Annotated in this window: 20 protein-coding genes; 10 read left to right on the forward strand and 10 right to left on the reverse strand. The window is 67.6% G+C overall.

Going from position 1 to position 23,541, the window contains the following annotated elements; all coding sequences use genetic code 11:
• Positions 1-61 precede the first annotated feature (61 nt).
• Positions 62-634, forward strand: coding sequence for a mismatch-specific DNA-glycosylase (locus WBG06_RS07345; RefSeq protein WP_336735936.1), 573 nt, complete (start codon positions 62-64; stop codon positions 632-634).
• Between the two features lie 13 nt (positions 635-647).
• On the opposite strand, the gene WBG06_RS07350 is transcribed toward WBG06_RS07345, so the two are convergent.
• Both WBG06_RS07350 and WBG06_RS07355 read right to left on the reverse strand, forming a co-directional pair.
• Positions 648-1,805, reverse strand: coding sequence for a hypothetical protein (locus WBG06_RS07350; RefSeq protein WP_336735937.1), 1,158 nt, complete (start codon positions 1,803-1,805; stop codon positions 648-650).
• A gap of 140 nt (positions 1,806-1,945) precedes the next feature.
• Positions 1,946-5,926: a carboxypeptidase regulatory-like domain-containing protein gene (locus WBG06_RS07355; RefSeq protein WP_336735938.1), complete on the reverse strand. Its 3,981-nt coding sequence runs from the start codon at positions 5,924-5,926 to the stop codon at positions 1,946-1,948.
• A 391-nt stretch (positions 5,927-6,317) separates the two neighbouring features.
• Here WBG06_RS07355 and WBG06_RS07360 point away from each other — a divergent pair, with 391 nt between their 5' ends.
• Positions 6,318-8,150 carry a hypothetical protein gene (locus WBG06_RS07360; RefSeq protein WP_336735939.1) on the forward strand — a complete coding sequence of 611 codons (1,833 nt, stop codon included), beginning with the start codon at positions 6,318-6,320 and terminating at the stop codon, positions 8,148-8,150.
• A gap of 1 nt (position 8,151) precedes the next feature.
• Here WBG06_RS07360 and WBG06_RS07365 read toward each other — a convergent pair whose 3' ends face one another.
• The gene (locus WBG06_RS07365) at positions 8,152-8,691 is read right to left on the reverse strand and encodes a TOPRIM nucleotidyl transferase/hydrolase domain-containing protein (protein ID WP_336735940.1); all 540 of its coding nucleotides are present in this window, start codon (positions 8,689-8,691) and stop codon (positions 8,152-8,154) included.
• A gap of 74 nt (positions 8,692-8,765) precedes the next feature.
• Between WBG06_RS07365 and WBG06_RS07370 the strand changes: the two genes are divergently transcribed.
• Positions 8,766-9,515 (forward strand): helix-turn-helix domain-containing protein, encoded by a 750-nt coding sequence (locus WBG06_RS07370; protein ID WP_336735941.1) that lies wholly within the window; start codon positions 8,766-8,768, stop codon positions 9,513-9,515.
• Positions 9,512-10,297, forward strand: coding sequence for a hypothetical protein (locus WBG06_RS07375; protein WP_336735942.1), 786 nt, complete (start codon positions 9,512-9,514; stop codon positions 10,295-10,297). The genes WBG06_RS07370 and WBG06_RS07375 overlap by 4 nt, the downstream gene beginning before the upstream one ends.
• Positions 10,298-10,301: 4 nt before the next feature.
• On the opposite strand, the gene WBG06_RS07380 is transcribed toward WBG06_RS07375, so the two are convergent.
• The 6 genes from WBG06_RS07380 to WBG06_RS07405 all read right to left on the reverse strand — a co-directional run bounded on the left by WBG06_RS07380 (position 10,302) and on the right by WBG06_RS07405 (position 17,051).
• Complete coding sequence (locus WBG06_RS07380; protein WP_336735943.1) at positions 10,302-10,916, reverse strand: nucleoside/nucleotide kinase family protein; 615 nt, start codon at positions 10,914-10,916, stop codon at positions 10,302-10,304.
• A 108-nt stretch (positions 10,917-11,024) separates the two neighbouring features.
• Positions 11,025-12,560: an arabinosylfuranosidase ArfA gene (arfA, locus tag WBG06_RS07385; RefSeq protein ID WP_336735944.1), complete on the reverse strand. Its 1,536-nt coding sequence runs from the start codon at positions 12,558-12,560 to the stop codon at positions 11,025-11,027.
• 33 nt (positions 12,561-12,593) lie between these two features.
• A complete protein-coding gene (locus WBG06_RS07390) occupies positions 12,594-13,451 on the reverse strand; it encodes a carbohydrate ABC transporter permease (RefSeq protein WP_336735945.1) in 858 nt (285 codons plus the stop codon).
• Positions 13,448-14,386, reverse strand: a complete 939-nt coding sequence (locus tag WBG06_RS07395; protein ID WP_336735946.1) for a carbohydrate ABC transporter permease — start codon at positions 14,384-14,386, stop codon at positions 13,448-13,450. The genes WBG06_RS07390 and WBG06_RS07395 overlap by 4 nt, the downstream gene beginning before the upstream one ends.
• Positions 14,383-15,732 carry an extracellular solute-binding protein gene (locus tag WBG06_RS07400; protein ID WP_336735947.1) on the reverse strand — a complete coding sequence of 450 codons (1,350 nt, stop codon included), beginning with the start codon at positions 15,730-15,732 and terminating at the stop codon, positions 14,383-14,385. Before WBG06_RS07400 ends, WBG06_RS07395 begins: the two co-directional genes overlap by 4 nt.
• A 296-nt stretch (positions 15,733-16,028) precedes the next feature.
• The gene (locus WBG06_RS07405; RefSeq protein WP_336735948.1) at positions 16,029-17,051 is read right to left on the reverse strand and encodes a LacI family DNA-binding transcriptional regulator; all 1,023 of its coding nucleotides are present in this window, start codon (positions 17,049-17,051) and stop codon (positions 16,029-16,031) included.
• Between the two features lie 871 nt (positions 17,052-17,922).
• Between WBG06_RS07405 and WBG06_RS07410 the strand changes: the two genes are divergently transcribed.
• The 3 genes from WBG06_RS07410 (at position 17,923) to WBG06_RS07420 (ending at position 20,395) form a co-directional block, all read left to right on the forward strand.
• The gene (locus tag WBG06_RS07410) at positions 17,923-18,936 is read left to right on the forward strand and encodes a DNA cytosine methyltransferase (protein WP_336735949.1); all 1,014 of its coding nucleotides are present in this window, start codon (positions 17,923-17,925) and stop codon (positions 18,934-18,936) included.
• A gap of 70 nt (positions 18,937-19,006) precedes the next feature.
• The gene (locus WBG06_RS07415) at positions 19,007-19,915 is read left to right on the forward strand and encodes a NotI family restriction endonuclease (RefSeq protein ID WP_336735950.1); all 909 of its coding nucleotides are present in this window, start codon (positions 19,007-19,009) and stop codon (positions 19,913-19,915) included.
• A gap of 90 nt (positions 19,916-20,005) precedes the next feature.
• Positions 20,006-20,395, forward strand: a complete 390-nt coding sequence (locus WBG06_RS07420; protein WP_336736930.1) for a very short patch repair endonuclease — start codon at positions 20,006-20,008, stop codon at positions 20,393-20,395.
• Positions 20,396-20,702: 307 nt separating this feature from the next.
• Here the strand turns inward: WBG06_RS07420 and WBG06_RS07425 are convergent, their stop codons facing one another.
• Positions 20,703-21,377 (reverse strand): TetR/AcrR family transcriptional regulator, encoded by a 675-nt coding sequence (locus WBG06_RS07425; protein WP_336735951.1) that lies wholly within the window; start codon positions 21,375-21,377, stop codon positions 20,703-20,705.
• Between the two features lie 168 nt (positions 21,378-21,545).
• Here WBG06_RS07425 and WBG06_RS07430 point away from each other — a divergent pair, with 168 nt between their 5' ends.
• Genes WBG06_RS07430 through WBG06_RS07440 form a run of 3 tightly spaced genes read left to right on the forward strand, consistent with a single transcriptional unit; the run spans position 21,546 to position 23,484 of the window.
• On the forward strand, positions 21,546-22,400 hold the full coding sequence (locus tag WBG06_RS07430) for a helix-turn-helix domain-containing protein (protein WP_336735952.1): 855 nt from the start codon (positions 21,546-21,548) through the stop codon (positions 22,398-22,400).
• Positions 22,397-22,969, forward strand: a complete 573-nt coding sequence (locus tag WBG06_RS07435; RefSeq protein ID WP_336735953.1) for a class IV adenylate cyclase — start codon at positions 22,397-22,399, stop codon at positions 22,967-22,969. The genes WBG06_RS07430 and WBG06_RS07435 overlap by 4 nt, the downstream gene beginning before the upstream one ends.
• A 17-nt stretch (positions 22,970-22,986) precedes the next feature.
• The gene (locus tag WBG06_RS07440) at positions 22,987-23,484 is read left to right on the forward strand and encodes a TrmO family methyltransferase domain-containing protein (protein WP_336735954.1); all 498 of its coding nucleotides are present in this window, start codon (positions 22,987-22,989) and stop codon (positions 23,482-23,484) included.
• Positions 23,485-23,541 lie beyond the last annotated feature (57 nt).

Consider the following 23,541-nt stretch of genomic DNA (forward strand, 5'->3'; position numbering starts at 1 on the left):
TCGGCACCCTGCTGTTGCACCCTCGACGGGCACGTTGTTACGCAGATGGGAGGATCGCGCCGTGGCCCGCTTCACCCAGGCCGAGCTCCAGACCTACTACGGCGCCTCGGTCCCCGACCTCCTTCCGGCAGACGACCAACCGCTGCGGCTCCTCTTCGTCGGCATCAACCCCGGCTTGTGGACAGCGGCGACCCAGACCCATTTCGCCCACCCGCTCAACCGGTTCTATCCCGCGATCTTCCGCGCCGGGATCACGACGCGTCCCATCGACGCCTCGGCCGGGATGACCGCGGAGGACCGCGACTACTTCCGGGCCCGCGGCATCGGCTTCACCAACATCGTCCGTCGCGCCACGGCCAAGGCCTCCGAGCTCACCAACGCCGAGCTCAAGGAGGGTGGCGCCGAGCTCTTCTCCCTGGTCGCACGCCGAAAGCCGGCAGTGGTAGCGATCGCCGGCATCACCGCCTACCGCACCGCTTTCAACCGCCCCAAGGCCAAGCAGGGCCACCAACCGGAGCCCCTCGCCGGCGCCGACCTCTGGGTCGTACCCAACCCCTCGGGCTTGAACGCCCATGAGACGGTCCCGACCCTGGCCGCCGCATACGCCGAAGCCGCCCGAGCCGCCGGCCTCTAACCCCGCCGTGGGTTCAGAAGCCAGAGGGTGGGTGGGGAACCTCGGGGACGCCTAGCTTGGCCAGCAACGCGACCGCGTCGTCGGCCGAGACCCGTGAGGACTGGGAGTGGAGCATCTCGTCCACGGCCAGGTCGACCTCGGCGGTGAGACAGACGAGCACGTCCTCGCCCTCGGCGTCGGCTGGTCCCTGGAACGCGACGACCGGCAGATAGGCGAGGTCGAGCGACGCGGTCTTCTGCAGGAGACGTACGGCACCGAGCACCTCGCCACGTGGGTCGCTGACCTCCAAGGAGCGCCCGTCGATCTCCGCCGTCCCCGCTGCGGGCACGGAGACGACGCCGGCGGTCGAGGGGATGTCGTACTGCTCGATGACGGCGATCCCGCCGGGGTGCACCACGACGGCCTCGATCTCACGGCCCGCGACCGGGACGTTGAGCACGACGAGAGCAGACTCGAGCTGCCCGAGCGCTTGGCGGAGCTTCTCCTCGCCGAAGGTCTCCGGGGCACCGAGGTCGAGCATCCAGCCGCCCGCGGCGGTGGCCACCCACGACGCGGTCTCCTGCTCCTTGAGCGCGACCAGCTTCTCGGCCTCCTGCCGCAGCCGGTCACGTTCCACCGCCGCGTCGTGCGCCCGCCGGCGTTCGTCGTCGAGCTCGGCGCGCAGCATCGCGACCTCGCTCTCGGCCAACTGCTGCAGCTCACGACGCCGCTCGGCCTCCCGGGCACGCTCCTCGGCCCGCTGCTTCTCGGCGCGGAGGCGGGCGACCTCGAAGCGGCGTACGCCCTCCTCGATGAGGCCGAGGGTGCGGTCGGAGACGGCGACGTCGGCGCCCGACTCGAGCCGGTCCCGCAGCGCACCCCAGTTGACCTCGGGATGGTCGGTCACCAGCGCGTCCAGCACCTTCAGGAGTACGTCACCCTCCACCCCCGCACGCGAAGCCAACGTGGCCTGGTTGAACCGAGCCGGTGCGGGCGCCGCGGAGGCGGTGGGAGCCAGGCTCCACTGTCCCGGAGGACCCTCGACGAAGCCGCCTGAGGCGAGCACGGAGAGCAGCTCGTCCTCGGTCAGCAGCACCCGCTTGCCCTTCAGCGCGGCGCGCAGGACCGGCAGGCTCAACGGAGCCCGCAGGCGCAGGATCTCGGCGACGGCCGGCACGGAGGAATGAGGCATAGGGGCTGATTAGGGGGTTGTTTCTCGCAAGCGCGGCGATCGTACACCGCGGCACCGACATTCCAGCCCAGCCTGCGCGGTTCCGAACGAACGGGCGAAGGCCCCGGACACCGATCGGTGCCCGGGGCCTCGCTGTCGAGCTAGCCCAGAGGCTTCAGGTCGAAGTCGTAGACGGTCGTCTGACCGGCCACGATCTGCGCCTTCTTGGTCGCGGGCACGAACCCGTCGGCCGCGACGATGACCTGGAGCGGCGCGTTGGACTTCTGCATCCAGTAGGCGTACCCACCGTCCGCGTCGGTCCGAAGCGTCACGTCGTAGGACACCCCGTCGAGGGCCACGACCGCACCCTCGAGCGGCTCACCCGAGCCCGTCACCGTGCCCGTGATCTTGCCCCAGCCTGCGGGCGCCTTCACGGTCATGGTCGCCGGGACCGGCGCCACGGTGTAGGGCGTGTTGTTCCCGATGACGACATCAGCCTTGTAGGTGCCCGGCTGGTCGACGGCAGCGGTGAACGCGGCCACCGCGACGACCGACTGGCCCGGCGCCAGGGTGAACGACGGCGGCTGGACGTCGAGCCATGCGATACCGCCACCGGCTCCGCCGGCCTCACCGGTCACGTCGAGGATGATGTTGGAGTCGGGGAACCCGAGCTCCGCCGCATCGGTCGGCTCCGGCGTACCGCACGCGTCGGAGGCCAGGTAGGTCGGCGAGGTCTCGGCCGCGGGGTTGCCCCCGAAGTAGACCGCACCTCCCGAGACGGCGACGACCAGGATGTCGTCCGGAGCGATCTCCGTCGACGCCGCGACCGGCACCGTGTAGGTCGACCCGAACTCGTCGCGCACCGTCGTCGTGCCCGACCCGATCGGGGTCAGGTTGGCGAAGGTGAACGCCGCGCCCTCCGGCAACGTGTAGAGCGTCGCCGTCACCGGCGTGTTCCCGTTGGCCGTCTCCTGGACCGCGAAGCTCACGCTGGTCGGCGTGAAGCTGCCGGTGATCCCGAAGTCACCCGGCGAGTACGTCCGCAGGATCGTCGTGGTCCCGGAGGGGCACGCGACGGAGCTGGCCTGGACGACCTCGTGCGAGCTCGAGTGGGACAGCGTCGTCTCACCCGCGGGCGTCGGCGCGAGCGCGGTGACCGACGGCTGTCCCGACGTACCGAGCTTGCTTCCCGACTTCGAGGAGGTCAGACCGGAGGCCTTGGACCCGGCTCCCGGCTTGGTCTCGACGGCCGTGGCCTTGTTGGTGACGCCCTTCGTGACGCCGCCGGCAGCGGTCTTGTTGCCGAGAATGACGACCTCCTCGCCCGCGGCACCCAGGTTCACCTCGGCGGGAGCGGAGCCCGTGTTGGTGATCCTCAGGTTGCGGGAGACCGAGCCACCCATCGCGAGGTCGGCGTTCAGTGCCGTCTGGGTGACGGCGAGCCGGCCGGCCTTGAGCTGGGCGTTGGAGGTGAGCGTGGTGTCCTCGGTGACGGTGATGTTCCGGTTGATCGGGTCGTAGTCGGGCGCGGCGAAGCTGATCGCGTACTTCCCGACCACCCGGTCGACCCGGTAGGTGCCGTCGGCTCCGGTCGTCACCGTCGTGGGGTCACCGCCGGCGGACGGGATCAGGGTGACCTCGGCGCCGTCGATGCCGGCCTTGGTGTTGTAGTCCTTGACGACACCGGCGACCGTGCCCATCGGGGCCACGTCGAAGGTGATCGACTTGTTGTCGCTGAGCGAGGCGGTGTTGAAGGAGTACTGCGTGGCGATCGAACCGTTCGCGTTCTCGATGCCGACCGTCGCCGAGTTGCCCCGGGCACGGTCCGCGTCCGGCAGGTCGCCGTAGCCCAGCTCGACCCGGCCGTCCTCGAAGAGGGTGACCGAGAAGTCGAGCAGCTGGTCCGTGACGCCCCGCGGGTAGACGTCGCGCCACTCGAAGACGAACGCGTCCACACCGTCGATCGTCGTCGCTCCGGTGAACACGTCAGCCGCGCCGCGCGTGTCGAGGTCGTCCCAGAAGGCGTAGATCGCCGCGTTCGGCACCCCCGCGGCCGGGATCGCCACGTTGCTGTAGGAGGTGCTGGACGCCAGGAAGTTCACGTGACCGTTCGAGGACACGTACGCCTTGGCATAGCTGCTGCCGTAGTGCGGGAAGCTGAACGGCAGGTCCACCGCTGCGGCGACGTCGTCACCCTCCAGCCCGAGCGCGGTGGTTCCGGAGCGTACGCCGCCCGATCCCTCGGAGCAGAAGTAGCCGCTGCCGTCGTAGGAGAAGACGACCTTGACGTTGTGGGTCTTGTTGCCCGTCACGACGACCTCGGCGCTCGTCGGTGCGGCACAACCGGACCCGTCGGTGGAGATCGTGTAGGTCCCCTGCGGAACGCCCGCGAGCGAGTAGGTCCCGTCAGCCTTCGACGTCGCGGACAGGTTGCCCGGCGACAGTCGGACCACGGTTCCTGCGACCGGAGCGCCGGTGTTGGCGTTGGTGACGGCTCCGCTGACGGTGTACTTCGGCGCCTCGGCGAGGTCGAAGTCGACCGTCGCCGTGGCGTCCTCGGCCACCGTCACCGCCCCGGTCTCGGTGACGAAGCCGAAGGCCGAGGCCGTCAGCTCGTACTCACCGACGTAGACGTCGGCCGAGAAGTGCCCCTCGGCGTCGGTCGTGAGGGTGCGGTCGAGGGTCGCGCCGTCGAGCTCGACGGTCGCGCCCTCGATGGGCTCACCGCCGCTGGTGACGGTGCCCGCCACGGTGCCGCCCTCGGCCGGAGCCAGAGCGATCAGCCGCGCCAGGTCGAGGTGGCCCTCGCCGTACACGTTGTTGTTCTCGGCGGTGCCACCACAGGTGGTGTCGTCGACGTTCGTCGCCGCCTCGTTGAGCAGGCGACGGGTCTCCTCGACGTTCCCGACCAGGGTCGGGTTGTAGCTCCACAGCGCGGCGACGGCACCGGCCACGTGCGGGGCGGCCATCGAGGTGCCGTTGTAGCTGCCGTACGAACCGCCCGGGAGGGAGGAGCGTACGTTCACGCCCGGTGCGGCGATGTTGGGCTTGGTCAGACCGTCCTGGCCCGGGCCGCGACCCGAGAACGAGGCGATCCGGCCGGCGGAGTCGACCGCACCCACGGCGTAGGTGAGCGTGTTCGCACCCGGCGAGGACGTGCCCTGACACATCGATCCGGGGTTGCCCGAGGACCACGTGGAGAACTGGCCGGCTGCGTTCCAGGCGGCGTTCACGTCGTCGAAGAAGGAGTCGATGTAGCCGACCCCGTTCCAGCCCCAGGAGTTGTTGATGACGTGCGGGCGCTTGGAGACGTCCGGGTTCTCGCCGTTGGCGTCCGTCGGCTCCAGCAGCCACCAACCGGACTCGAGCAGTCCGGCGTCGGAGCCACAGCAGCCGTTGGTCTCGATCCACTCGGCGTCGGGGGCGACGCCGATCTGGTTGCCCGCGCCGTCGTCGCCGACCATGGTGCCCATGGTGTGGGTGCCGTGGCCGTCGAGGTCACAGGGGCCGTTGGAGCAGTCGTCGTAGGCGTCGTACCAGTTGTAGTCGTGGGTGAACGTCCCGTCGCCGTTGTTGCCGCGGTACTGGTTCACCAGGGCGGGGTGGGTGTAGTCGGTCCCGGAGTCGACGCTGGAGACCACGATGCCGGCGCCGGTCGCGCCCTGCTCCCACGCCTCGGGGGCATTGACGAAGTCGATGCCCCACTCGATGCCTTGCGGCGCCGGGGTCGACGCCTCCTTCTTGACCGGCTCGACGAGCGAGACCTTCGCCCGTTCGTGGACGGACTTGATCTCCGGGTCCGCGGCGAGCTTCAGCGCCAGCTCCTCGGGCGCGTCCTTCACCAGGATCGCGTTCGAGATCGCGTACGTCTTGTAGCTGACCTTGGCGGCCTCGAGCTCGGCGACGGCGTCGGCCTGAGATGCCTTCGCGGTCTTCTCGAGCGCGTCGACGACGAACTGACCGCGCTCGGTCCAGTCCTTGATGGAGGTGGCGGGGCCGAGGTCGGCCTTGTCGGAGAAGCGGAGCCAGAAGTCGGTCGGGCCCGACTTGTCGAACGTGGACTCGAGGGCGGATGTGAGCTTGGCCGCGGGGGCCTTGTCGTCGGCTGTAGGGGTGCCGGCGAATGCGGGAGTGGCAAACATCGCAGCCGTGATGGCGAGTATGCCGGTGGCTGCTACGGCCGATCGGCCGAGTCGTGAATATCTCAAGGTGGTCTCCTTGCGGATACCGTCGGCAAACCCGTGAGCAGATCGTGCGCGTTTCCCGGGAATGCGGACAGATCGATTATTGCCACGAGGAAGCGTTCTCCGAATTTGTTTCAGCCGCAGGCGTTCTTTGCCTTCGTACGCGGCAGATACCTGCCAATGTCGTAAAGCCGCCAGCGCTAATGATCCGTTCGGCGAAGTAAATATGACACGGCCTCGTCATTGACACCCACCCCGGGTATCGGCGTCCGTCGAATGCTCTCCCGCGGGCCGGGTCGTTGCCCTGGGTCCGCATTCCGTTCGCTGTACGTTTGGTGAAAGGAGGGGCATGTCTGCGATCAAACGCGTGACGAACACGTCCGAAGCCGAGGCGCTTGCGGCGTTGCTCAACGGCGACACCCGCACGAGGCCGACCGTGGTGGTGACCGTCGCGTCCGGACACACCGACCCCTACGCCGACGTGGAGCGGATCGCGGCCGAGATCGGCGACCTCGCCGACCTCTACCTGGTGACGACCGGCGGCCACACCTGGGCCTTCTCCAACAAGATGACGCCGGGGACGCAGGTCTACGGCGGCGCCGGCCGGGTCTATCCCGTCGGGGTGGCCTGGAACATCGATCTCAAGCAGGCGCCGCTGCGGTTCGCATGGAGCAAGTCCGAAGGCCCCAAGCTCACCGGGCAGCTCATCGACGACGCGCTCGACATGGCCGCCGCGGCCGGGCTCTTCGACAGCGCCCGCACCGCCTCCACCCGCGAGCGCCGGTCAGGCACGGTGCGCTCGATCATGAGCGAGCGCGCCCTGGTCGACCTCGGCTCCGGCGACCTCGCCTCGATCCCGCCGCAGCTCGCCCAGGCCGGAGTGCCGATCGAGCGTGTCCTCGCGCCCGGGATGCACGTCGACGGCGTCCTGGAGAAGAAGTCCCGTTGGCTCGACATCCGAGAGAGCCGTCCCACCCCCGACGAGGCATTGAAGACGTACGCCGCAGGGGACGTCGTCCCCTGCGAGGTCCGCTCCGTCCTGGCCGGCTCCGCCGGTCTGCGTCTGCATCCCGACGTCACCGTCGAGGTCTTCCGCTCCGACGTGACCGGTGACCCCGACGACGACCTGCAGGCCCTCCTCACTCCCGGCGAGGTCGTTCTCGCGCGAGTCGTCGCCACCGGACCCCGGTGGCGGCTCTCGCTGCGCGAGGTCCGCGAGCACGACACGGCCCGGGAGGCACTGGCCCTGTACGCCGGTGGCCCGCCCTGGCTCGACCCGGACGCTCCTGCGCCCGCGGTGGCCGACCATGTCGAGACCGTCCCCGCCCCGCCGGAGGCGGTCGCGGAGGTCACCTCGGTCCCGGAGGCCGTGCCTGAGACCTTGCCTGAGACCTTGCCTGAGGCTCCTCCCAAGCCGGCGGTCCCCACCCCGGCGATGATGCCGCGCCGCAAGGGCGAACCGGTCCGCGCGATCCGGCCGGCACCGCCGCCAGAACCGACACCTCCGCCCGAGCCCGCGCCCGCCAAGAAGGCCGCGGTGCAGTCGATGTCGCTGCAGGTGACCGCGATCAAGGCCGAGAAGGCCCACCTGGAGGCCGAGCTGACCGAGCTCCGCGACCAGGTCTCCGGCCTGCGCAACGAGCGGGTCCAGTTCGCCAAGGACCTGGCCCGCGCGGCGCGCCAGGTCGAGACCCGCGACGCCGAGCTGGCCCGGATGCGTTCACAGCTGCGTCGCGCCAAGCAGCGGAGCGCGCCGCCCGAGGTCGCTCCGCCCGTCTTCGCCGACCGCGAGCGCGGCTTCCGGCATCTCGTCGAGGCATCCTGGGCCCGTCGGATCCCGGTCGGCGAGCAGCCCACCCGCCCGCTGCCCGACTTCAAGATCGGCGAGAGGTTCCTCGACAGTGTCGACACGCTCGAAGGGATCACCGTCGACAAGATCGCCGACGTGGTGATGGAGGTGCTCACCGGCCTCGCGGAGCAGTCGACGGGCCGCGAGCTGCACCAGCTGCGCACCTCTGCCGGGGGCAACTCCGCGCCGCAGTCCCGCTCCGACGGCGCGATCTGCTACCGGGTCTCGATGCAGGTCCACACCCCCAGCGCCCGCCGGCTGCACTTCTGGAAGTGCCCCGACGGCACCATCGAGCTCTCCCGCGTCGTCGTCCACGACGACATGGAGCCCTAGCTCAGCCCCAGCACCAGGTGAGCAGCCCGATGAGCGGGTCCGGGATCGCCTCGATCTCGACGGCCTCACCCAGGATCGTGCCGTAGCGGATCTTGCGGCCCGACGCGGTGCCGAAGAACCGGTGCAGCTGGTCGGCGACCTCTTCGCCGCGATGCTCGGGCTGGTTCTGCAGCGTACGGAACTTGCCGCCCTCGCCGTTGGCCTCGAGGATCTCGACGATCCGTGCGGCGCCGATCGCACGGATCATCTCGTCCTCGAGATCGCGGCGGCAGGCGAAGAAGCCCTGGCCGGAGAGGTCCTCGCCGATCTGCCTCCCGAGGGCATTGGTGACGAAGTGCTCCTCGGCCTCGTCGTAGAGCCCGCCGACCCGATGTCCGGCGGCCGTCTTCTCCCGGATGAAGCGGCCCGCGTTGCCGGCGCCGCCCATGGAGACGACCTCGATCCCGAGCTCGACCAGATCCACCCCGTACCTCGGCGCCAGCGCCTCCACCAGAGCCCTGTCCGACTCTCCCTCGACGAGCAGCGTGATCGGTCGTGTCATGGCGGACACCCTAGAAGAACGGACGTCGGCATGCCTGTTCCATATATGCAACGTCCTCGACTAGCGTTGCATATATGGAACAGGACGTGGGGCGGCTCGTCGCGGAGTGCATCGAGCGCTCCGGGCTGAGCGCTCGGCAGGTGGCCGCGCGGGCGGGTGTGTCCGCCTCGACGGTCCACCGGATCGTGAACGGCGTGGTGAGTCCGTCCGTGGACACGCTCGACACGATCACCACGGCCTGTGGCGCCGGACTGACGATGAGCGCTGCTCCGCTGGCGACGCCGGAGGCCGCAGCAGGTGCGCGCTCGATCCTCGATCCGCTCTATCCAGCCGATGTGGGCCCCGACATCGAGCTCTGGGCCGGCCGGATCGACGCCTGGGCCGACGGCGATCCGGTCGAGATCGTCGAGGAGGCCGCGCGGGCCTCTGGCGTACTGCACCGCCCCCATGCCGTCCTGCTGAGCGGCGAGGCCACCGTCGGCAGGCTCGCCTCCGCCGGCGACGCGTCGGGACAGCGGTGGGCGCTCTCCGGCGCGGCCGGTCTGGACCTGCCGTCCTTCGACGACGCCCTACCCCCGACCTCGGTGATGTGGTGCGAGGACCCGAGCACTCTCGAGCCCCTCCTCGCCGGCGGATCCCTCCGCCCCGCGTCCTCTCCGGACCAGGCCACGGTAGTCGTCGCCGCCGCCGAACCCGACCTGTTCCTCGGTGTCTTCGAGCTCGACCGCGTCGTCTACGCCGCCCCGATCCAGATCGCCATCGACGCCATCTCCGTCGGCGGCGACACCGCGGACCGCGCCCGCGAGGAGATCCGGACATGGTGAGAAAACAGCCCCGCTGGGCACCTGACCCCGAGACGTACGCCGCCCGCAAGTCGGCCACGGACGACACCTTCCGGGTGGTCGCCGACCGCGAGGCCCAGGTGCGTGACACCGGCGTCTGGTGGACCGAGGTCGACACCTCCCGGATGGTCCCCGGCGACACCGAGCGGGCCTGGCGTGGGTTCCGCGCACACCTCCCCGAGCTGGTCTGGAACGCCGCACGTCTGGAGGGCAACAGCTTCACCCTCCCCGAGGTCCGCACCCTCCTCACCGGCGTCACCGTCGGTGACCACCCGGCCGGCGAGGAGCGTCAGGTGCTGGCGCTCGGCGAGGCGTACGGCACCCTCCGCGACCTCGTCGGCTACGGCAGGTTCCATATCGACAAATCGACGTCCGACCGCCTCAACCGCATCGTCGCCCGCCACGAGACGCCGGATGCCGGGAGGTTCCGCGGCGAGGGCACGCTGCGCCGCGGTGGCAGCGAGCTGCTCCGCACCCGCTTCGCGGGTCTGCAGGAGCGCATCGCCGAGTCCGGCGACCCACGGCTCCAGGCGCTGATCTATTTCTGCTCCGCCGCCCGCACCCGGTTCTACACGGCCGGCAACGTTCGCACCGCCCTGCTGATGATGACCGGCATCCTGATCTCGAACGGCTTCGACGCCATCACCGTCCCCGGAGTCCGTCGCCTCGAGCTCGACCACGCCCTCGACACCCTCGTCACCCTCGACGACGCCACGGAGCTGATGTCGTTCCTGGTCGACTGCGCCATCTCCTCCGAGACCTGACTGCTCACAGCACGAGATCCGCGCGATCCCGCGTCGCCCGCACCAGCGCGGCGTTGCGCAGATCGCTCGCCGCGATCTTCGCCTCCGCCTCCTCGCGCGACCTCCCACCGGCGAGGAACCGCTCGAGCAGCCTCGGCACCAGGACCTCGTCCGGGACATCGATGAACCAGGCCTCGTCCAGCAGGCTGCGTACGTCCTTCCACGGCCCCTCGTGCAGCAGCAGGTAGTTGCCCTCGGTGATCACGATCGGCTCGTCCTCGATCACCACTCCGCCCGGCACCGGCTCGTCCGTGACCCGGCTGAACGTCGGCCACTCAACCCGGTTGCCCGCGCGAACCTGTCGTAAGGCGGCCACATACGCATCGGCGTCAAAGGTGTCCGGCTCCCCCTTGCGCGCCCTCGCACCCATCGCGTCCAGCTCCGCGTTGCTCCGATGGAACCCGTCCATCGGCGCCACCAGCGCGACCCGTCCGGCCTCGTTCAGGATGTCCCGCAGCTGCTCCGCCAGCGTCGACTTGCCCGCCCCGGGTGGGCCGACGATCCCGAGAACGAACCTAGCGCCCGCCTTCTCGCTGATCTGCTTCCCCAGCCGGCGGAGTCGGTCCTCATCGAGGGTCAAGGTCAACCTCCACGCCGCACTCGGGACGCCCGGGATCCGGGCCTTTTACTAGACGATGACACTGAGTGAACGGGTTCACAAAGTGTCATCGTCTAGTAAAAGCAGCCGTCAGGACACCGCCACCTCGAGCTCGACGACTGCCCACGAGAGCGGCGGAAGCTTCAGCCGCACGCTCCCGTCCTCGACACCGACGTCGCGAAGCGGGACGAGCCCGACCGCGTCCGGAGCCGACTCGACGTTCGACGTGTGCCGGTCGCCGCCCTCAGGGATGGTGAGCACCTCGGCGTTGACCACCCCCGCGACTCCGAGCCCGCGCAGATCGACGGTCACCTCAGAGGCTTCTTTGAGCCCACGGTTCGCGACGAAGAGTGCCACCCGTCCGTCCGCCTCGGACCAGGTCGCGGCGGCGTCGATGACGTCCACGTCGCCGAACTTCTCGGTCGGGATCTGGTCGGCGGTGACGGCCAGCCGGAGGATCTGACCCCGCGCCAGCGCGGCCATCCGGGCGAACGGCCAGAAGATCGTCTGCCGCCAGGCCGGCCCGCCCTCCTCCGAGCGGATCGGCGCGATCACGTTGACCAGCTGCGCCTGGTTGGCGATCCGGACCCGGTCACCGTGACGCAGGAGCGAGTTGAGCAGCGTGCCGACGACCACGGCGTCGGTGACCGAGTACTCGTCCTCGATCAGCCGTGGGTGCTCGCGCCACTCCTTCTTCACCTGGTGGATCTGGTCCGCGGTGTCGAGGCCCTCGGCGTACCAGACGTTCCACTCGTCGAAGGAGATGTCGACCTGCTTGGTGTGCTTGCCGGCGGCCTTCACCGCGTCGATGGTCGCGATGACGCCGTCGATGAACGCGTCCATCCCGACCGCCTCGGCGAGGAACGAGGCGGCGTCGCCAGACCGCTCCTGGTAGTACTCGTGCATCGAGATGAAGTCGATCTCGTCGTACGTGTGGGTCAGGACGGTGTGCTCCCAGGACCCGAACGTCTCCATGTAGCGGTTCGAGGAGCCGACCGCGACCAGCTCGATCGAGTCGTCGACGAGCTTCATCGCCTTGGCGGTCTCCTGCGCCAGCCGACCGTACTCATGGGCCGTCTTGTGGCCGATCTGCCACGGCCCGTCGAGCTCGTTGCCCAGGCACCACAGCTTGATGTCGAACGGGTCCTCGGCTCCGTTCTTCCGCCGGAGATCCGACCAGTACGTCCCTCCGGGATGGTTCGCGTACTCGACCAGCGCACGCGCCTCCTCGACCCCACGCGTACCGAGGTTGATCGCCTCCATCACCTCGACGTCGGCCTCGCGGGCCCAGCCCATGAACTCGTGGAGCCCGAAGGCGTTGGTCTCGATCGTGTGCCAGGCGCCGTCGATGCGGCGGGGTCGATCACCCACCGGACCGATGCCGTCCTCCCAGCGATAGCCGGAGACGAAGTTGCCGCCGGGGTAGCGTACGACCGTCGGGCCGAGCTCGCGGACGAGCTCGAGGACGTCCTTGCGGTAACCACGTTCGTCGGCCGTCGGGTGGCCGGGCTCGTAGATGCCGGTGTAGACGCATCTGCCCATGTGCTCGACGAACGACCCGAAGAGACGTCGGGGTACGTCGGCGATCGTGAAGTCGCGGTCGATGGTGATACGTGCGCGGGTCATGGTGCTCCTTGTTGTGTGACTCGTGCGGTGTGGCTACCGGCCACCGAATCCGGTGGTGGCGACGCCCCTGATGATCTGGCGCTGGAAGAAGAGGAAGACGACGATGAGCGGCAGCGAGGCGAGGACGGCCTGTGCCATCGTCTGGGCGTACTGGATGCCGTGGGCGTCGATGACGGTCTCGAGCCCGATCGGCAGCGTCATCAGGTGGGTGTCGTTGATGACGAGGAACGGCCACAGGAAGTTGTTCCAGGCGTTGATGAACACGAAGATCGCGACCGCCGCCATGATCGGGCGCGACAGCGGCAGCACGATCGACCAAAACACCCGCAGCCGGTTGGCGCCGTCGACGCGGGCGGCCTCCTCGAGCTCGACGGGCACGCCGTCGAAGAACTGCTTGAGGATGAACACCATCGCCGGCGCGACGATCTGCGGCAGGATCAGGCCCCACGGGGTGTCGATCAGGTTGAACGTGAGCATCTCGTAGAACAGCGGGATGATCAGCACCTGCGGCGGGATGATGATCGCCGCCACGATGACGGCGAAGAGCCAGCGCCGGCCCGGGAAGCGCAACCGCGAGAACGCGTACGCCGCCAGTGCCGAGATCGTCACCGTCAGCACCGTGATGACCAGCGAGGTCCACAGGCTGTTGAGTGCCCAGATCCACACGTTTCCGTTCGACAGCATCGCCCGGAACGCCTCCGTCGTCAGGCCGTCGTCGCCGACCCAGCCCGACTCGGTCGCGGCGTCCGGCTCGGTCTTGAACGCGGTGGCCACCGCCCACAGGAACGGCATCAGCCAGCCGGCCGCCATCAGCGCGAGCACCGCGAACGCGACGACCCGGCCGACGCCGAACCTCTTCTCCCCTGGCGATCGAGTCTGTGGAGATCTCATGACAGGCTCCTACGACGGTTCATGGCGGTCATCTGGAAGACGCCCACGATGATGATGAGCGCGAAGAAGACGTACGAGATGGCTGAGGAGTAGCCGAAGCGATAGCCGACGAACCCGGCCTCGTAGATGTACTGCACGATCGGGCGGGTCGTGTCCGTCGAGACGCCGATGAGCATCTGGTACGCCTGGTCGAACAGCTTCAGCGAGGCCAGGATCTGCAGCATCACGATCAGGATCGTGGCGGGCCACAGCTGGGGCAAGGTGATCGAGGTGAGCCGGCGCCACGGTCCGGCACCGTCGAGGGCGGCCGCTTCGTACAGCTGGTCGGGGATGTTCTGGAGCGCGGCCAGGTAGAGCAGGAAGTTGAACCCGACGGTCCACCAGACCGTGGCGATGACGATCGCGTAGAGGTTGGTGTCGGGGTCCTGGAGCCAGGCGATCGGCTCGATCCCGAACGCGCCGATCACCGAGTTGGCCGCGCCGATGTCCGGGTTGAAGATCCACACCCAGATCTGCGAGATGACGGTGGAGGCGAGCAGGAACGGCATGAAGAACGACAGCCGCCACAGCCACTGCCCCGGCAGCCCGCGGTGGACCAGCAGCGCCATCACGAGAGCGATGAGCACCAGCGGGATCGTGGAGACGACGGTGAACCAGACGGTCGTACGCAGCGCCCGCCACATCGTCGCGTCGGTCAGTGCCTCCCGGTAGTTCTCGAGCCCGACCCACGAGCCCCCTGCGCCCGTGAGTGACTGGTTCGTGAAGCTCAGGTAGAGGCCGTGGACCAACGGCCAGACCAGGAAGAGTGCGAAGGCGACCAGGAACGGCGCCAGGAACGCCCAGCTCACCAGTCGTTCGCGGCCGGCCCTGGTGGCCGTCGCCGACGAGGGACGGGTCGCCACTCTCGCGACGCGGGTCTCGGTTGCGGCGGTCATGACGTCCACGTCCCATCGGGGTCGACCGGGTTCTGGGTCTTCAGCAGCCCGTTGATGCGGGTCCGGAACGCATCGACCGCACCGGCGGCGTCCTTCCCCGTCATCAGCGCGGGCTGGACCGCGTTGCCGAAGCCGGCGTGGAAGTTGGAGCCGGAGCCGGTGAACCAGGCGGCCGGGTCGTAGTTGACCTGCTGGACCGCCTGCGCGTAGTTGGACTGCGGCATCAGCTTCGCGTAGTCCGGGCTCTCGGTGACCGGAAGATAGGCGGGGATGTGGCCGGCTGTCGCCCAGTCGTACGAACCCTTGAGCAGGTCGGCCACGAACTGGTAGGTCAGGTCGCGACGGTGCTCGTCGACCTCGCTCTGGTGAGGCAGGACGAAGGCGTGGGAGTCGGCGTAGGTCGCCGGGGTCCCGAACAGGGTCGGGATCGTCGTCATGTCGAACGGCACGCCGGCCTCCTTCACCGACCTCAGCTCCCAGACGCCGGTGAACAGCATCCCGCTCCGCCCGGTCGCGAACTCGGCGAGCGCCGCCGCGTAGTCGTTGCGCTGGAGCGCCAGCTTGCCGTCGAGCAGCCGCTGCATGAGCTGCAGCGACGCGACGGCGATGTCGTCGTCGATCTCGGCCCTCCCGCCCTGCGGGAAGGTCATCGCCGCGCCGTGCTGGGTGTAGAAGGTGTAGAAGAGGCGGAACATCTGCGAGCCGTCACCGAGATAGCCGTACGACAGCGGCGGCGACCCCTTGGTCACGCCGCCCACTTGGCTGACGAGGTCGACGAACTCCTCGGGGGACTCGGTCGCGCGCAGCTTGCCGTCGCTGTCCAGGACGCCGGCCTTGTCGCAGATCTCGGGGTTGAACATCATCACCGTCGGGTGGGCGTCGAGCGCGACGGCGTACACGTTCTCGCCGACCATGCCCTTGCGCCAGACGTCCTCGGGAAAGTCGTCCTGGCTCACGCCGAGCTCTTCGAGACGGGAGACGTCCCAGGAGTCGAGCAGCCCACCGGGGACGTAGCCGGGGACCCGGGACGCATGCATGATCGCCAGCTCGGGCGGCCGTCCGCCGGTGGCGGCCATCGCGAGCTTGGTGTAGTAGGGCTCGCCCCAGACCAGGGTGGTGGTCTTGACGTCGTACGCCGCGCCCGACCCGGTCGCTTTCGCGATCATGTCGGCCATCGTGCCGCCGTCGCCGCCGCTGAGAAGGGTCCAGAACTGGATCTGATCGGGGTCGGTGGCGCTTGCGGCGCCACAGGCGGAGAGGCCGCCGGAGAGGGCGGCCGTCCCGCCGATCGCGGCGGCTCCGGTGAGCAGCCCGCGCCTGGAAAGCATCGTGGATCGACGTGCCATCGCGTCTCCTTGCCACAGAGGTGGGGTGTGACCTGTGTTACATGCGACACTATTACATCGATGTAATGGGACTGGCAAGGGTCTGTTTCTCCCCGATTCGGTGGATCCCTTCCTCCGTCCGGCGATCGCGCCTCGATCACGAGAGCCAATGGGAAGCATGAGATCCCGAAAGCCGCTCCGCCGATGAGCACGACGCTCCTCATCGGCGCAGGTATCGGCTATCTGCTGGGCATCCTGGTCGGCGCGTGGATCGCACGCGGCCGCCGGGCCGCTCACTAGATCGCGCCGCGACCGACCTACCGCGTAGTGCTTGCCCGGACGACCAGCTCGTGCGGGATCGCCACCGCGCGGGGCGGGCTCGTCCTGTCGCCGATCCGGGTCAGCAGCAGATCGACCGCCGCCTCGGCAAAGGCGTGCCGGTTCAGAGCGATGGTGGTCAGCGACGGATTCATGAACCGGGCGTGCTCGACGTCGTCGAACCCGGTCATCATGACGTCGCCGGGCACCGAGATCCCGTGCTCTTGGAGCACGTGCAGCGCGCCGAACGCGATCGAGTCGGTGAACGCGACGATCGCGTCGAACCCGGTGGCGCGGTCCAGCAGCTCGGCGGCCGCCCCGGCGCCTCCCACCATCGACCACTCCTCGACGTACACCTCCAGCTCCGGCTCCGCCTCGATCCCGTGCTCCGCCAGCGCCCGGTGATAGCCGTCCAGCCGCTGGATGCTGGTGGCCGTCGCGTCCTGCGCGCCCGTCGCCCCGCCGAGGGCGGCGATCCGCCGCGCACCGCGCTCGATCAGATGCTTCGTCACCTCGTACCCGGCCTGCCGGCTGTCGATCAGCACCCGATCGACTTTGTGCTGCTCGACCTCCCCGATCAGCACCACCGGCGGCAGCTGGTCGTCGTGGACAATGATGCTGTCCTGGAGCCGGATCGGGTTCAGGATCAATCCGTCGATCTGGTGCTCGCGGGCTCGGGAGACGAGGTCATACTCCCGCTGCGGCTCCGCCGCCGTCTCCTCGATCAGCACCGCCATCCCCCGCTCGTGCGCCACCTGCACCACCCGGTGCACCATGTCCGCCGAGAACGCCGTCGCCAGATCCGGCAGCGCCACCGCGATCACCCCGGTCCGCCCGTTGCGCAGGCTCCGGGCGCTCAGGTTTGGCACGAACCGCAGCTCCTCCACCGCCGCCAGCACCTTCTCGCGGGTGTCGGGACGTACGAACACCGTCCCGGTCATCACGTTCGACACCGTCTTCGGCGACACCCCCGCAAGCGCCGCAACATCCTTCACCGTCGCCCGGCGCGGCCCCCTGGTCATGGGGTCAGCGTAGATGAACGCCCTCCAACACGTCGGCCATTGCCGCCACCCTCAACACCGCGCCATGAACGCGGTCGGACGACCTTCGGCGCTACTCGCACCGCGTGGTCTTGCCCTGCCCGGCCGTCCGCTCGTATGCGTCTACAGCGCCCTCCACACCCTCGTCAGGCCCAGTTCCTTGGCATGCATCTCCTCCGGCACCAGCCACGCACAGCACGAGCGAGCCTCGTGCGCAATTGGCCGACAGGTCCAGGACTTGATACGCGCTTGGCCACCGCATCAGCGCGACACAACCTCGCACTAAGAAGGACCGCAGGATCACCAAACGACACGGAGGACCGCGGCAATGCCAACGACGATGGAACAGGCAGAGCGACGTCACGACGGATCTGACACTGACCCGATGATCGAGGCCACATCCGGGGCGCAGGCTGGCCGTCTAACATCTCAGCAGTCAACCAGTCGAGACGATCGACCGGCTCAAGAGGCCAGCGCGAACCAGCCCCGCTTGCTTGGGAGCAGCGGCCTGAGCCGGCCGACGCCGACACCATTATAGGGAACGATGGACGCAACCCTTGCCTGCCCTTTCGAGTGTGAGCAGCCGGACCGATCGCAGCGAACAGGTCCTGATGCCCCAGTTCGCCACGGTTTGACATCTGAGCACGTGTGCCGACGTCGCCAGAAAGCGCGTCTAGCCGCACAGGTCACCTGAACATGTCGGAGCCTCTCCATGGGGCGCCACTGCCAACCACCACAAAGGCGGTCTTTCACCGATCCCCGGCGCGGGTACCGACCTCCGACCGGGACCTCGGTAGAGTGCGACCTCAGGCGCGGTCGTTCTGTCCGCGGGGTCGCCTAACGGTCCGACCTTATGAAGGAGAAGGTGTTGAAGGTCAACGAATCCCCGTATCGGGTGCTGTCGCTGTTCACCGGATGCGGCGGTCTCGATCTCGGCTTTGAAGAGGCCGGCGCCGAGACGATTGTTGCGGTCGACAACGACTTCGAGGCGTGCAAGACGCTCCGGCACAATCGCCCGGAGTGGAACATCTTCGAGGGCGACATTCGTGACTACAACCCTGCGGTGCGCGACGTCGACATCGTGATCGGTGGGCCCCCATGTCAGGGTTTCTCGTCGGCCGGGAAGGGCGATCCGAGTGATCCCCGCAACTTCCTCTGGCGCGAGTACATGCGCGTGGTTGAGCGTGTGAAACCGCGAGCCATGGTCCTCGAGAATGTGTCGGCGCTGACCCACAAGAAGAACGGCGACCATCTGACCGGGATCATGACTGCGCTGGAAGCGCAGGGTTACAACTTCACCTATGGCGTGCTAAACGCTGCTGACTTCGGAGTGCCCCAAGCGCGCCGCCGTCTCGTCGTGATCGGGCTCCGCGAGGGTGTTCCCACCATGCCTGAGCCGACGCACGCAGGTCGGCACGTGACGGTCCGCCAGGCTCTGGCAGACCTCGACGGGAACTTTGACGAGGAGTTCTCACACATGCCGCCGAAGCATGCTCCTCACGTTGCGGCACGGTGGGCAGAACTCGATCCCGGGGAAACCGATCCGAATTACCGCCGAGCGCGACTCGACCCAGACAAGCCGTCTACGACGATCCGCGCCGGCGGCGGCTATGGACCAAAGGGAGATCATCTCGCCGGGTTTCACCCGCCGATCCACCCATGGCAGCCCCGTCAACTCACGGTGCGTGAGGCCGCACGTTTGCAGTCGTTCCCTGATGACTGGGCCTTCAAGGGAAGCAAGACCGCTCAGGGCCGCCAGGTCGGCAATGCGGTGCCCGTGAAGCTTGGCGAGGCAATCGGCAGGCATGTCGTCGGGATGCTGCGCGCCCAGGACGCGGAGAAATCGGACCGCGAGCAGACGGCTTGATCAGTTCCGCCAACTCTTCGTCCGGAGACGTGCAAAACTAGCGTTCCAAGTACGACCGACAGGACCATGAGTGGCGACGACAATCTACGAGTTCTTCGGCTTCCAGGCGACGGACAGTTCCAAGGAAGCGACCGACCACGCAACCGCTGCGGAGTGTCCGTTCCTCGGGGACAAGTGCCAGAAGAAACTAAACGATGGTGTGGTCGCTGGGGTTTGCACACTCAAGCCTGCGACGAGGGGACCGGTGATCTGTTGCCCGATCCGGTTGTACGCCGACGACTACCGGATCTTGCGCGACGTTGCCGACATCGCGTTCGGCCCCGGCCTCCCATTGAAACCGGGGGCCTCCGCAGTCAGCGAAGCGCGGCACACCCGAGCCGACGTTGTCGCCGTCTTCGGCAAGCGGTGGGGCGGCGAACTTCACCTTCCTCAGCGTGGCGGTGTCGGCGCATACTTTGTGGATTGGATCCTGGCGAGGATCGACGCCGCCGGCGACCTCGTCGAGTTCGTAGCGATCGAGGTCCAATCGATCGACACGACGGGCAACTATCGAGGGGCACGGGCTGACCTTCTAGATCAGGCCCGGGCCGTGACAATGGCGTCTGCAGGCTTCAACTGGGAGAACGTCAACAAACGTATCCTTCCGCAACTGATCTACAAGGGGAACGTTCTCCAACGCGAGAAGATGTGCATGAAGGGTCTGTTCTTCGTGACGCCTACGCCCGTCTACCACAAGGTGATGGACCGCCTCGGGGGCAATGCAGTTCTACTGCCTTATCCGTTGCAGTCGAGCAGCATCACCTTCATGGCTTACGACGTGGATACTTCTGCTCCTCAGACCGGTGCACCACTTCCCCTTGTCCGGCAGCACGTTCACACAACGACGGTCGTTCAAGTCGCCCAAGCGTTCGCAGGACCGGGCACCATGCCAGCACAGGACGTGTACCAGAAGGCCATCCGGGACGCTTTGAAGCCTTAGCGCCGTCTGTCGGAAACTTTCTGACACTGCCCTTAGTCTTGAAGGGTGGCGTACGAGTCGTGGGCATCCAGTCCAGGCAGCCGCGCGAGCATGCTCGCGAACAAGCGGTGCGACACGAAGCCGGAGCTCCGGCTCAGGTCCGAACTCCATCGTCGGGGCCTCCGCTTCCGCAAGGATTACCGGATCGATCTCGGATCTGTGAAACCCAGGCCCGACGTAGTGTTCACAAGGGCCAAGGTGGTGGTCTTCGTTGACGGATGCTTTTGGCATTCATGCCCTGAGCACCGGGGGAAGACCCCCAGACGGAATGCCGACTACTGGGGACCGAAGCTGGCCCAGAACGTCGAACGGGATCGACGCCACGATGACGCCCTCCGTAACGCTGGGTGGACTGTAGTGCGCGTATGGGAGCATGATTCCCCGACAGACGCGGCCGATCTAATTGGCACCGTTCTTGGTGTCGCATGGTCTGAAACGTGATGCCCCCGCCGGACAACGGCGATTGCTGAACATCAGTCTGATCGCAGCGTCAGCGGGCCTGGGTATTCCGGAGCAAGTTGGTGCCAACAGTCGCCGGCGACGGTGATGAACGCCGCGATGCAGGGGAATCCCCGGCGCATCGATCGTTTCAACACGTGCAACCAACGCGTTAGTCGGCAGTCCGTCAGCGGGTCTCGACTCCTGGCAAGCGGGAGAGCAGCATCGACATGCACATCTGGGTAAATCCTGGTTCGGATGGAAGTGTTGCCGGCCCGACGGCAGCCACCGGAACGGCCTGGCCGGGAGACTAGGTGAACTGGCCGACCACGCGATCCGCTGCGGCAGCGGCGGTCCAGATCTGTTCTTCGGGTACGTCGCAGATGCGGAGGGCAGAGGCGGCGACGGCATGGCGTTTGGTGTCCGTGAGGGTGTCGCCCGAACGGCGCATGCTGATAACTACCTCGACGAGCTGGAGCAGGACGTTGCCCAGGCGGAGGTCGTGATGGCGCCTGTGGTCAATCAGGTGTGAGGCGATCCGGTCGTAGGCGTCCATCAGCTCGCGTCGGACGACCTTGGAGCGCTCGAACAGGGGCTGCCTCGTCACGTCGGGCAGCCTCGGGAGCATGCCTGCGTTGTGCGGAGCGACGGCGAGGGTGTGGACGTCGAGGAGTACGAGGACGTACAGGGCGGTTGCCCAGTCGTGTTCGGCAGCGAGTCGTTCGATCTCTTCGACCTTGTCGATCGTCGGGCGGATCGTCTGCTCGAGCAGTTCGCTGAGGATCTCGGCTTTGTCCGCGAAGTGGTAGTAGAGCGAAGCCTGTCGGATACCGATGGCTTCGGCGATCTCGCGAGTGGAGGTGCCTGCGTAGCCGCGGCTGGTGAACAGGCGAGCGGCGTGGTCGAGGATGTCCTCACGGGCTGAGATCCTTGGGGCCTGTCCGGTGTGCCGCGGTCGGCCGACCGCCCGGAGGGTCGATGTCATCCTCAGGTCTCCTTGAAGGCTGATGGAATGCCCCAGCCGCGATGCCTAAGAGGTGTCGCGGCCGGAGCAAATCCCACGTTGCCCGCGGTGACGACACCGGCTCGATCCCTTCGCGTGTATCTCACCGTGAGATAACTTGGATGCCTCAGGACGCGCAGAGGAGGCGGGATGACCATCGGCTCGGATCCAGTCGCGATGCCCTCGTGGGCGTGGGATCGGCCCGAGGTACGTGAAGCCCTGGTCGCTCGCGACATGGGCGGCGTGTTCCGGGCGATGCAGCAGTACGCCGGGTTGAGCCAGGCGCGCATTGCGGCCGCGACGGGTCTGTCGCAGTCGAGGGTCAACGAGGTCATCAACGGCCGCCGCGAGATCACCAAGCTCGACGTGTTTGAGCGGATCGCCGACGGGTTGGAGATTCCGGCCGAGTGCCGACGCATCCTCGGGCTCGCGCCAGCACGTACGGCCGGACAACGCGACCCTTCCGATCTGTCGGCCTACCCGGAGGTTGTCAACGTCTACCGCGACCAGGGCTTCGCGCGCGAGGAGATCGCAGCCCAACTACAGATCGCCTCGAACATCGACGTGCTTGCCATCCGCGGGCTCGGCCTTCTCGGTCTCAACGACTCGCTGCTGCGCTCGCATCTGACCGGAGGAGCTGGTGCCAACGTACGCATCATGCTTCTCGACCCCGACTGCGAGGCAACCGCCGTCAGGGCGGCGGAGGTGGGCGAAAGCCCTCAAGAGTTCGCAGCAGGCATTCGGATGACGATGTCTCGGCTGGGCGGGCTGCCCGGGGTGCAGGTCTATCTCTACGACCAGATGCCGGTGTGGCGTGTGATCCGGCTCGATACCGTCATGTTCGTAGCCACCTTCGGCACCTGGGAAGGACACGAGTCAGCGATGTACAAGATCATCGCCACCCCACGCGGCCCTGTTTTCCACGGGCTCGTGCGGCACATAGAGGCCTTGACCACACCGGCTGCGGCGATCCGGTCAGCAGAGCACGAGAAGGCGGAGCGATGAGTGGACTCATCGAGGTCGAACTGAAGGCCACGGTCGCCGATGTCGATCACGTTCGGGCCGAGCTCGAGCACCTGGCGCCCGGTGTCGATGAGACCTACCACGACACGTACTACGACCTCCCGGAAGAGACCCTCACCGCCCGTGACCAGGAGCTTCGGGTCCGCACCGTGACCAACGCTGCTGGCAGCCGGTCTCTGCTGACGTTCAAGGCTGCCCCCGTCGAGGAGTCCTCCGGGTCGAGGCCCGAGCACGAGACCGAGGTGTACGACCCGGCTGTCGCCGACACCGTTCTGAAGGCTCTGGGGGCGGTGGAGCTGATCTCGTTTCGCAAGCTGTGCCGCAACCACCGGTTCACCGCCGACGGGCGAGAGGTCCTCGCGACTCTCGTCGAGGTACCCGAGATCGAAGGCACCTATCTGGAGGTCGAGACGCTGGCTCCGACCGATGAGATCGACACCGGGCTGAGCACCATCCGAACCATCCTCGCGAGACTCGGGATCGGCGATGCCGACCTCACCACTGAGACCTACACCGGAGCAGTCACGGCTGCACGTCAGCATCGAGCTTGAAAGCTATTAGGAGCATCGTGGAATCGATCAGCATGACTCCCATCGCCCAGGTCGTCGGCGGCCGCACCGAGCCCACCGACGACTACTGGGGCGGCACCCAGGCGATCATCCGCCTCGACCCCGATCTGTTCCCAGTCGAGGCGACCCAGGGGCTGGAGGAGTTCTCCCATCTCGAGGTTGTCTTCTTCTTCCATCTCACCGACCAGACCGACCTCAACCTCGGCCTACGTCGCGCCCGCGAGAACCCGGCCTGGCCCGAGGTCGGCAACCTCGGCCACCGGAATATGCGTCGCCGCAACTGGCTCGGCATCTCCCGCTGCAAACTCATCAAGGTCGACAGACTCGACCTCCACGTCGAAGACCTTGACGCCGTCGACGGCACCCCCGTCCTCGACGTCAAGCCGTGGTTCGCCGAGTTCGGTCCGCGCGGCGAGACTCACCAGCCGACCTGGGTCACCGAGATGCTCGGAGACTACTTCGCACCATCGACCGGGGCTGGGCCAAAGGGCCGGTAAACGGTGGCGGCTCTCCACACCGTGGGTGAAACTGCTGTTTGGTTTCGGGAGCATCGG

Origin of the sequence: Nocardioides sp. CCNWLW239 (assembly GCF_037137035.1) — a bacterium.
Classification (GTDB): Bacteria; Actinomycetota; Actinomycetes; order Propionibacteriales; family Nocardioidaceae; genus Nocardioides.